Source organism: Frankia sp. CcMO1, assembly GCF_977945845.1.
Window position 1 is genome coordinate 1 of the sequence record NZ_CDWTMG010000210.1, and the last position, 8,763, is coordinate 8,763.

General features: G+C 70.4%; 9 protein-coding genes. 3 read left to right on the plus strand and 6 right to left on the minus strand.

Annotated elements, in window-relative coordinates:
- Positions 1-214 precede the first annotated feature (214 nt).
- The gene (locus AC08OU_RS19425) at positions 215-1,678 is read left to right on the plus strand and encodes a sensor histidine kinase (RefSeq protein WP_476601572.1); all 1,464 of its coding nucleotides are present in this window, start codon (positions 215-217) and stop codon (positions 1,676-1,678) included.
- A 414-nt stretch (positions 1,679-2,092) separates the two neighbouring features.
- Here the strand turns inward: AC08OU_RS19425 and AC08OU_RS19430 are convergent, their stop codons facing one another.
- Complete coding sequence (locus AC08OU_RS19430; protein WP_011438134.1) at positions 2,093-2,341, minus strand: WhiB family transcriptional regulator; 249 nt, start codon at positions 2,339-2,341, stop codon at positions 2,093-2,095.
- 569 nt (positions 2,342-2,910) lie between these two features.
- Between AC08OU_RS19430 and AC08OU_RS19435 the strand changes: the two genes are divergently transcribed.
- Positions 2,911-3,684, plus strand: coding sequence for a glycerophosphodiester phosphodiesterase (locus tag AC08OU_RS19435; RefSeq protein ID WP_462186222.1), 774 nt, complete (start codon positions 2,911-2,913; stop codon positions 3,682-3,684).
- 27 nt (positions 3,685-3,711) lie between these two features.
- Here the strand turns inward: AC08OU_RS19435 and AC08OU_RS19440 are convergent, their stop codons facing one another.
- The gene (locus AC08OU_RS19440) at positions 3,712-4,689 is read right to left on the minus strand and encodes a diacylglycerol/lipid kinase family protein (RefSeq protein ID WP_476601570.1); all 978 of its coding nucleotides are present in this window, start codon (positions 4,687-4,689) and stop codon (positions 3,712-3,714) included.
- Between the two features lie 152 nt (positions 4,690-4,841).
- Here AC08OU_RS19440 and AC08OU_RS19445 point away from each other — a divergent pair, with 152 nt between their 5' ends.
- Positions 4,842-5,303 carry a hypothetical protein gene (locus tag AC08OU_RS19445; RefSeq protein ID WP_462186224.1) on the plus strand — a complete coding sequence of 154 codons (462 nt, stop codon included), beginning with the start codon at positions 4,842-4,844 and terminating at the stop codon, positions 5,301-5,303.
- 9 nt (positions 5,304-5,312) lie between these two features.
- On the opposite strand, the gene AC08OU_RS19450 is transcribed toward AC08OU_RS19445, so the two are convergent.
- From AC08OU_RS19450 to AC08OU_RS19465, 4 genes are all read right to left on the minus strand, one after another.
- Entirely contained in the window at positions 5,313-6,329 is a 1,017-nt protein-coding gene (locus AC08OU_RS19450; RefSeq protein WP_462186225.1) for an RNA polymerase sigma factor SigF, read from the minus strand.
- Positions 6,326-6,862, minus strand: coding sequence for an ATP-binding protein (locus AC08OU_RS19455; protein ID WP_476591624.1), 537 nt, complete (start codon positions 6,860-6,862; stop codon positions 6,326-6,328). The genes AC08OU_RS19450 and AC08OU_RS19455 overlap by 4 nt, the downstream gene beginning before the upstream one ends.
- A 294-nt stretch (positions 6,863-7,156) precedes the next feature.
- Positions 7,157-7,729, minus strand: coding sequence for an N-acetyltransferase family protein (locus tag AC08OU_RS19460; RefSeq protein ID WP_476601569.1), 573 nt, complete (start codon positions 7,727-7,729; stop codon positions 7,157-7,159).
- A complete protein-coding gene (locus AC08OU_RS19465) occupies positions 7,726-8,349 on the minus strand; it encodes a dTDP-4-dehydrorhamnose 3,5-epimerase family protein (protein ID WP_476601571.1) in 624 nt (207 codons plus the stop codon). Before AC08OU_RS19465 ends, AC08OU_RS19460 begins: the two co-directional genes overlap by 4 nt.
- Between the last annotated feature and the right edge of the window lie 414 nt (positions 8,350-8,763).

Consider the following 8,763-nt stretch of genomic DNA (forward strand, 5'->3'; position numbering starts at 1 on the left):
GTCCGGGCCGCCCCGCGGGCGTAGCTCGCGGCGCAGCCCGGCGGCGACCCGGGCCCGGGCGTGGCCCGCGAGCCAGGCGAGCGGCGCGGCCGCCGCGGCATCATCGACGGTCACGAGGGCCAGCGTACGGGTATCGACCACTGTGATGGGGTGCCCGCCACCTCACGAACCCGGCCGGTCTGGCAGTCTGCGAGCCGTGGGAACCCTCGCCGACATGCTGCGCGCGAGCACGGATCTCAGCGACGACGACATCGACCACCTGCACGCGCTCGTCGCGGACTGGGCTCTGCTCGCCGACCTCTCCTTCGCTGATCTGTTGCTGCTCGTGCCTGTCCGCTCCGGTTCGGGGGCCAGTCGGGGCGGCCACGCCAGCGGAGCCGAATTCCTCGTCGTGGCCCAGGTCCGTCCCACCACCGGTCCGACCGCGTACCACAACGACGAGGTCGGCAGCGTCGTGATCAATCGCTGGGTGGTCCAGAACGCCTGGCGGGAACACCGGATCGCGCGGGAGGGCGAGCCCGAGTGGGACGGCGGGGTCCCGGTGCGGACCGAGGCGATCCCGGTCCGGCGGGGTGACGAGGTGATCGCCGTCCTCGCCCGGGACACCAACCTCGCGACCACCCGGACGCCGAGCGCGCTGGAGTCGGCTTATCTGCAGGGTGCCAACAACCTGGCCCTGATGATCGCCGAGGGCGCCTTTCCGTTCCGCGGCAGCTCGGCGGAGCTTCCCGAGTCCCCCCGGGTGGGCGACGGCATGATGCGGCTCGACGGCGCCGGAAAGGTGATCTTCGCGAGCCCGAACGCGCTCTCGGCGTACCGCCGGCTCGGCTACACCGGCAATGTCACGGGCGAGGACCTCCGCTCCGTGCACCGGGCGCTGAACCTGTCCGCCGCGACCCCGGCGGTCTGGCACGCGCTCGGCCGGCGTCGGCCGGTGGAGGTGGAAGCCGCGGTCGGGAGCACGGTGGTGCTCTTGCGGGCGATCCCGCTCTTTCCCGGGGCGACCCGGGAGGTGCTGGTACTCGTCCGGGACGTCTCCGAGCTGCGTCGCCGCGAGGCGCTGCTGCTGAGTAAGGACGCGACGATCCATGAGATTCATCACAGAGTCAAGAACAATCTACAGACCGTAGCCGCCCTGCTGCGGTTGCAGATGCGGCGGACGAAGGCCGACGAGGCGCGCTCGGCGCTGCGGGAGTCGGTGCGCCGGGTCACCTCGATCGCGGTCGTGCACGAGACGCTGTCCCAGAGTCTGGGGGAGAGCGTGCCGTTCGACGAGATCGCCGACCAGATCACCTCGGTCACGGTGGATCTGGCCTCCACCGGGGCTCGGGCGAACACCCGCCGGACCGGGTCGTTCGGGCGGCTTCCCGGCGAACTCGCCACCCCGTTGGCTCTTGTGCTTTCCGAACTTCTACAGAATGCTGTAGAACATGCGTTCGACGGTTCGGCGGGTTCCATCGAGATCCGGGTCAGCCGCCTGGCAGACCGGCTTGATGTCGTCGTGGCCGACGACGGTGCCGGGCTGCCCGAGGACTTCCAGCTCGAGCACTCGCCAAGGCTGGGGTTGCAGATCGTCCGCCAGCTGGTGCTGGGCGAGATGCACGGCACCATCCGGCTCCAAGCCGGTCCAGAGTGCGGGACGGAGGCGCTCCTGTCGATCCCACTTTCTGAAAGTTGAGTGTTTAGGGTGCCCGGGAGGGGGTATCCCCCAAGATGTGTCCCTCGTCCATGGCCGTCGTGCCGATGTGGCGTGCTCGTGGGGGCCCGGGTCGGGAGCGTCCCGGGCGGTGGCTCGCCTGAGCGGGCCCGATCGCCGGGAGGCGCGGTCGGGGGCGGAAAACATTACGGCCGCCCCGTCCGCGTCGCGCCGCATTGCTGCGGCGGGCGCGCGGACAGAACGGCCGATGCTGCTGCCAGCTACCCCCGTGCTGCGGTACGGGTTGTGGCATGACCTCATGCGGCGACCACTGTGGTCCGCCGGTGCCGGTTCCGGCGGGCAGGGCCTGCCGCGAGCGGGTGTTGTTGTTCGGACCCGGGACGTGGTGCCGGTTCCTCGGGCGCTGTCGGCCCGCCGGCGGGGACGGTCTTGCGGTCAGGCGGTTCGAACCCGGAGTCGGACCTGGCGCTTAAGCGCCCGGCGTTCGTCCTCGCTCATCCCGCCCCAGACACCGGAGTCCTGCCCGGTGTCCAGTGCCCAGTTGAGGCAGTCACTCGTGACTGCGCACCGCGCGCAAACGGCCTTTGCCTCTTCGACCTGGCGTTCCGCCGGACCGGTTGTACCGATCGGGAAGAAGAGCTCGGGATCCTCGTCACGGCAGAGCGCTCTGTGGCGCCAGTCCATGCGTACAACTCCCTCTCTCGTCTCGGGCCACACTGCACATGAGACGCTTTGTGAGCCGCTACGGTTGTGCCGAGGTGAAAATAAATTGAGCAGGATGTCTGCTCGGCCTCGGCGGCGGGCCGTAGAGCGGGTTGCCGGGTGTCGGTGAGCCCGGGTGCACGTGCATCCACCTCGGACATTCGCCACCCTCCCACCCGAACAGGCAACGGCGCAAGAACCTGCAAGCCTCTTCACAGCCTGGCTGGCCTGCACTTGTCCGGCAGGGACACAGGCGGACCACGGGGGGCGGCCGTCTCCTTAGCTGGCCGAAGTGTCACGGGAGCCCCGATTGCCAGGGGATGTCACACTCCGTCGCACCGATCGTCACCGGTGCGGCCGGTGGGCGGCCCGGATCCTCGGCGATCAAGCCGCCGATGTCAGGCCAGTCGGTCATGGATCCGTTCTGTGCTGTCCGGGGGCTGCCCGAGGGCTGTCTGAGGGCTGTCTGAGGGCTGCTCCGGCGCCGGTGTGCGCCGTCATCCCGGCCCGATCTGACCCGCTCGCGCCGCCGGAGCTGGCAGGGTTGGAGCATGGAGGTTCTCGGTCATCGTGGCAGCAGGGTTCCCGGCCCGGAGAACACGGTCGAGGCGGTGGATGCCGCGTTGCGGGTGGGCGCCGACGGTGTCGAGGTCGACGTGCGGCGCAGCGCGGACGGCGACCTGGTCTGCGTGCACGACGCGCGGCTGTCCCGCCCCGCCGGCCGGGCGGTGGTCCGGCGGACCACGGCGGCGCTGCGGGCCCGGGGCATTCCCCTGCTCGATGAGATCCTTGACGTGTGGGATCGTCGCGGTCGGCTCATCTGTGAGATCAAGAACCAGCCCGGGCAGCCGGACTTCGACGCACCCCGGGAGCAGACCGCGCGCCGGCTCGCCGAGACGCTGCGGGCCCGGGGATGGGCCGGCCGCCGGCCGGACGCCGCCGACCTCGACGCCGGTGCCGGCGGCATCACGGTGTCGTCGTTCGACTGGTTCGCCATCGAGGCGGTGCGTGACGCCGGCCTCGCGGTCACGACGGCGTTCCTCACCATGCCCCGGATGTCGGTGAGCGGCGGCCTCGCCTACGCACGGTCGGCGGGCCACACCGAACTGCATGTGCACACCAGCGCGGTGCTCGGCACCTCCGACGCGGCTGGACGGGCACGCGAGGCCGGCGTCCGGTTGATCACCTGGACGGTGACCAGCGTCGAGGACGCCCGGCGGATCCGCGACGCGGGCGTCACCGGGGCGATCTGCGACGACCCCGTGGAGATCCGCCAGGCACTGTCCCGGCCGGACGGGACCCCCACCACGGCGCTCGACGCCTGAGCGGACATTCTCCCGGGCGGGCAGCCGTCAGGCGACGACGCGCAGCGCGTGCGGATGGTGGGTCAGCAGCACCTCGGAGAACATCCCGAGATACTCGCCGTCCATCTGCACCGGCAGGGGTGTGTCCGTGGAGAAGCGAATCGACGACGTGTCGTGGCGGCGCACCACGTTGCGACCGCGCGGACCCTCGCCATCGGTGAGTATCCGCGAGGCGGCCCACAGCACGCTGGGCAACCGCACCCGCCGCAGCGCGAGGAGGTCCAGACCGGTGTCGAAGGACGCGTCCGGGCAGGCGAGGACGGGACGGGAGTTGAGGTAGGTCCACGGGTGGGTGTTGCAGACGATGCAGAAGGCGATGTGCTCCTCGGCCCGCCCGCCCGCTGGGCCGGTGCTCCCGGGGTCGAGGGCCGAGCCGGCGTCGGTGGTCGTCAGGGTGATGGGCGAACCGCGGCGGTCGGTGCCGTGGAGGATCTGACCCGCCGCGGTCCGCAGGAACAGGCCGGCGGTGTTGCGCCTGCCCTCGCCACGCTTCTCCTCGACCCGCGCGACGACCTGGGCATCCAGACCGATGCCGAAACAGAACGTGAACCAGCGCCGTTCGTCGCCGTACTGAGCCTGGCCGAGGCTGATCCGCCGGGTGCGGCCCTCGCGGAGCGCGCGCAGCAGCTCGCCGGTCGCCTCCACCGGTGACGCAGAGTAGCCTAGCGCGCGGGCGAAGACGTTGGTGCTGCCACCCGGGACCACGGCGAACGCTGGGCCGCCCGGTACCGGACCGTTCTGGAGCAGTCCGTTGATGATCTCGTTGACGGTACCGTCCCCACCGAGCGCAATCACCACGTCGACGCCGAGTTCGACCGCTCTGGCCCCCAGCTCCACCCCGTGCGCCCGCCCCTTGGTGACCACAGTCTCCAGGGCGAGGTCCGCGGCGAGCGCGCTGGCGAGGACGTCACGAACACGTTCGGTCGTAGCAGTGGCGACGGGGTTGACGACCAACAGCCCTCGCATGCCTCCACCGTAGTCCGCCTGGTCATCCGGGTCGCCGGCTGGGAAAACTCTCACACCGTTGGAATCCGGCGGACACCGTCCGGAGGGTCCCCGGGGGCACTGGCCGACGGCCCCGGGAACGCCGACGGCCCCGGAAACGTAGTGTCGGGGATATGGGATCCACGAGTCATCCCGATCAGCCGGCGGCCGGCCGCTTCGGCACACTGCGGCAGGCTGCTCGCGCGGCGTCCGTGCCCACTCGGGTGGCGTCCGTCCTGCTCGCCATCGAGGCGCTGACCCTGCTGGCCCTCGGAATCCTGCAGGTGCTGCGCGGCTTCGGGCCGGACATCGACGACGTGGGTCGTGCCGAGAGCGGTGGGGTGCTCGCCATCGTCGGCGGGCTCGGTGTGGCGGTCCTCGCGGGAGGCGTGCTGCGCAACGGCGCATCCTTCCGCTCGCCCACCCTGGTCGTGCAGATCCTGTGCCTGCCGGTGGCGTGGGGGCTGGTGCAGTCCGGCCGCTACGGCTACGGCATCCCGCTGCTCGTCGTGCCCCTTGTCATCGTCGTCGCGTTGCTGCTGGCCGGTGGGCTCGGGCCGGCGGTCCCGCCTCGGCGCGGCGGCGGGACCGGGTGACGGGTCCGCTCAGCCGTCCTCGAGCAGGCCGCGCCGCAGTTGGGCCAGCGTCCGAGCCAGGAGCCGGGACACATGCATCTGGGAGATGCCGAGCTCGGTCGCGATCTGGGACTGGGTCATGTTGCCGAAGAACCGCAGCAGCAGGATGCGCTTCTCCCGCGGCGGGAGCTTCTCCAACAGCGGCTTGAGGGACTCGCGGTACTCGACGCCCTCCAGGGACTCGTCCTGGACGCCGAGGGTGTCCGCGACGGCGGGTGCCTCGTCGTCGCCGGAGTCCGGCGCGTCGAGGGAGACCGCCGAGTAGGCGTTCGCCGACTCCAGCCCCTCGAGGACGTCCTCTTCGCTCATCTGCAGATGCCGGGCGATCTCACTCACCGTGGGGGAGCGGCCCAGCGTCTGGGAGAGCTCGGAGGTCGCCTTCGTCAGGGAGAGTTTGAGCTCCTGAAGGCGGCGGGGGACCCGGATGGCCCAGCCTTTGTCCCGGAAGTGCCGCTTGATCTCACCGACAATGGTCGGGGTGGCGTAGGTCGAGAACTCCACCCCACGTTCCGGATCGAATCGGTCCACCGATTTGATCAATCCGATGGTGGCCACCTGGATGAGGTCGTCGAGCGGCTCGCCCCGGTTGCGAAAACGGCGGGCGAGGTACTCCACCAGCGGCAGGTGCATCCGGACGAGCTGATCGCGGACGGCGGAGCGTTCGGGATCGTCCTCGGGTAGCTCGGCGAGGCGGACGAACAGCGTGCGGGCCAAGGCCCGGTCGGGCGAATGCGCGCGGTCGGGCCGATCGCTCTCCCCGTCGATCGCCGTACCGTCCACCGCCGGGTTCGGTAGTGCCTGGGTCGTCACCTCGGGGCCGAGATCGCTGTCGATCCCCGGGTGGTCGTCGAGCACGGATCCCCGTTGACTCAACGCCGCTACCGGGTCTACGGTGGACACCGGGTCATGATCAGATGCGTCGCGACCGGATACGTCGTGATCAGGTACCGTGCGCGGTGGGGTCGGAGTTCTCCCGGTCGGCGTCACGACGTACCTACCGTGTCGCCCAATGGAGTCTCTCTGGACGCACCCGACCCCCGGACGTGGCCGGCCGGAGGCTCACCGAGGCTGGCGCGCACGCCCCTGCGCTTCTGCAGGGCAATGCTCACCCGCGACCCCGGGCCCGTCGAGGTCTGCACGTCGCCCGCCAGCGCCTTGAGCACGGTCCAGGCAAAGGTGTCCTCGGAGGGCTGCTCGCCGTCCAGGCTCTCGACCGTCACCAAGACGTGCATTACCCCCGGCGAGAGGGTGAACGTGCAGTCCAGCGAGGAACCCGGCACGGCCGAGACGAGCAGCAGGGCGCACGCCTCGTCCACGGCGATCCGGAGATCCTCGATGTCGTCGAGAGTGAAGTCGAGGCGGGCCGCCAGCGAGGCCGTCGCCGTGCGCAGGACGGTGAGGTAGGCGCTCGCGGCGGGCAGGGTGAGCGCAACCACGTCGCGTAGGCCGCCTGAGTGGGCGGTTTGGCTGTCGATGGTGTCGGAGCTCTCCGCGCCGCCGGTCGAAGGCGTCGGATCCACGTTCCTACCCCCAAAGAGCCTGCGTCGTGCGAGGACGGCGCCTCGCGGGTGTCCTGCCGACCAAGGTCGATCAGATGATGATATTCTCGGCGGCTCCTCTCCCACCCGTCGACGGGTCGAGTATTCCGCTCCCGACCATGATGTCCCGCATGGGCGGATGGTTTCCGCTCCGTCGGCGGCCGGGCGGCGGCCACCGACTCCACCGTACCCAGCCGCCGATGGGTACCGCAGGTCGGGTGATCGTAAGCTGCTGCATCCGGCCTGTCTGGCCGTCGCCGGCTCTGGCGGTGCGGCTCAGGTAGTGCCGGCTCTGGCGGTGCCGGCCGCAGCGATGCCGGCCGCATCGCTGCCGGCACCGACGCCGGCCAGTGCGGTGATGGCGCCGGCGCCCAGGCGCCAGGTCGTCCAGCCCTCGATCGGCCCCGCGCCGAGGGAGCGGTAGAACGCCTGCGCCGGGGCGTTCCAGTCCAGTACCGCCCATTCCATGCGCCGGTAGCCGCGGTCGGCGCAGATCGCCGCGAGAGTGGTGAGCAGGGCCTGCCCGTGACCACGGCGGCGGTGGCCCGGCCGGACGAACAGATCAACGAGGTACATCCCGGTCTGGCCGGTCCAGGTGGAGAAGGTCGGGTGCCAGAGCGCGAAGCCGACGACCTGTGGTGGGGTGACGACCTGTGGTGGGGTGGAGTCGCCGGTAGGGTGGTCTGCGGTGGCCACCAGGCAGTGGGCGGCCGGCACCGGTCCGAACAGGGCCGTGTCGAGATCGGCGGGCGTCATGGCGACGGCGGCCGGCTCCTTCTCGTACGCGGCGAGTTCGGTGACCAGGTGGTGGACGACCTTGACGTCTCCGGGGCCGGCCACCCGGATCACCGGATGTCCCCGGCGGCGCTCGCCGAGCGGAGTTCGGCGTACAGGGCCCGGCAGGCGCGATAGTCGGGCAGCAGGCCAGCCGCCTCCGCCTCTTTGAGTGACGGCGCCGCGGTGTCCTTGTCGGACAGCAACGGTACGAGATCGTCGGGCCAGGGCAGCGCGAGATCGGGGTCGAGTGGGTGGACCCCGTACTCGCGCCCGGGGGTGTACGGGGTCGAGCACAGGTAGGAGATCGCGGCGTCGTCGGTGAGCGCCATGAAGGCGTGCCCGAGACCCTCCGCGACATACAGGCCCCGCCGGTCGACGTCGTCGAGGACGACCGCCGCGAACGTCCCGTAGGTCGGTGAGCCGACCCTGATGTCGACGACGCAGTCCAGCACCCGGCCGTGCACGCACGTCACGTACTTCGCCTGACTGGGGGGGACCTGCGCGTAGTGCACCCCGCGCAGCGTGCCGGCCCGGCTCACGCTGTGGTTGGCCTGCGACAGGGTGAGCGGATGTCCCACCGCCTCGGCGAGAGCGTCCGAGCGGAACCACTCCAGGAAGGTCCCGCGGCTGTCGGAGTGCTGACGTGGGGTGAACACCCAGGCGTCCGGAACCGATAGTTCGCTGATCTCCACGTGTGCGAAGGTACCGGTTCGCTCCCGCGCCTCCCAGGACGCCGGACCACGCGTCGGACCCGAGCCGGCCCCGGACTCCGGCCGTGACGGAGGGGCCGCGGTGAAGTAGGTGACAAATTTCACCCGCTTCTCCCGCTCCTTGGTGTCGGTAAAAGAGGACATAGGAGTCGAAATGAAATAACTTGCGCGTTTCGAACCCTCCACAGGCCTGTGACCTGCGATGATGCTCTCGATCGCGTATTTGTTACTTCATTACGTCCCCATAGCGATGTCGTAACAACCGGACGCGGGTCATGGCGGCTCTTCGAAGTTAAGCGGGTTTGAGGCATCTGCGGGCTCGGCGGGTGGGTTGCGCAGCGTGTTCGTAGCCGCTGGTTTTCGGGGTTGCGGTAGCCGAAGGCGTTGGGGGCGTCG

What these genes read in the sequence shown, in the direction of transcription:
- AC08OU_RS19425 (WP_476601572.1), top strand. Translation starts at nt 215, where the DNA reads ATGCTGCGCGCGAGCACGGATCTCAGCGACGACGACATCGACCACCTG.
- AC08OU_RS19445 (WP_462186224.1), top strand. Translation starts at nt 4,842, where the DNA reads ATGGGATCCACGAGTCATCCCGATCAGCCGGCGGCCGGCCGCTTCGGC.
- AC08OU_RS19430 (WP_011438134.1), bottom strand. Translation starts at nt 2,341, where the DNA reads ATGGACTGGCGCCACAGAGCGCTCTGCCGTGACGAGGATCCCGAGCTC.
- AC08OU_RS19440 (WP_476601570.1), bottom strand. Translation starts at nt 4,689, where the DNA reads ATGCGAGGGCTGTTGGTCGTCAACCCCGTCGCCACTGCTACGACCGAA.
- AC08OU_RS19435 (WP_462186222.1), top strand. Translation starts at nt 2,911, where the DNA reads ATGGAGGTTCTCGGTCATCGTGGCAGCAGGGTTCCCGGCCCGGAGAAC.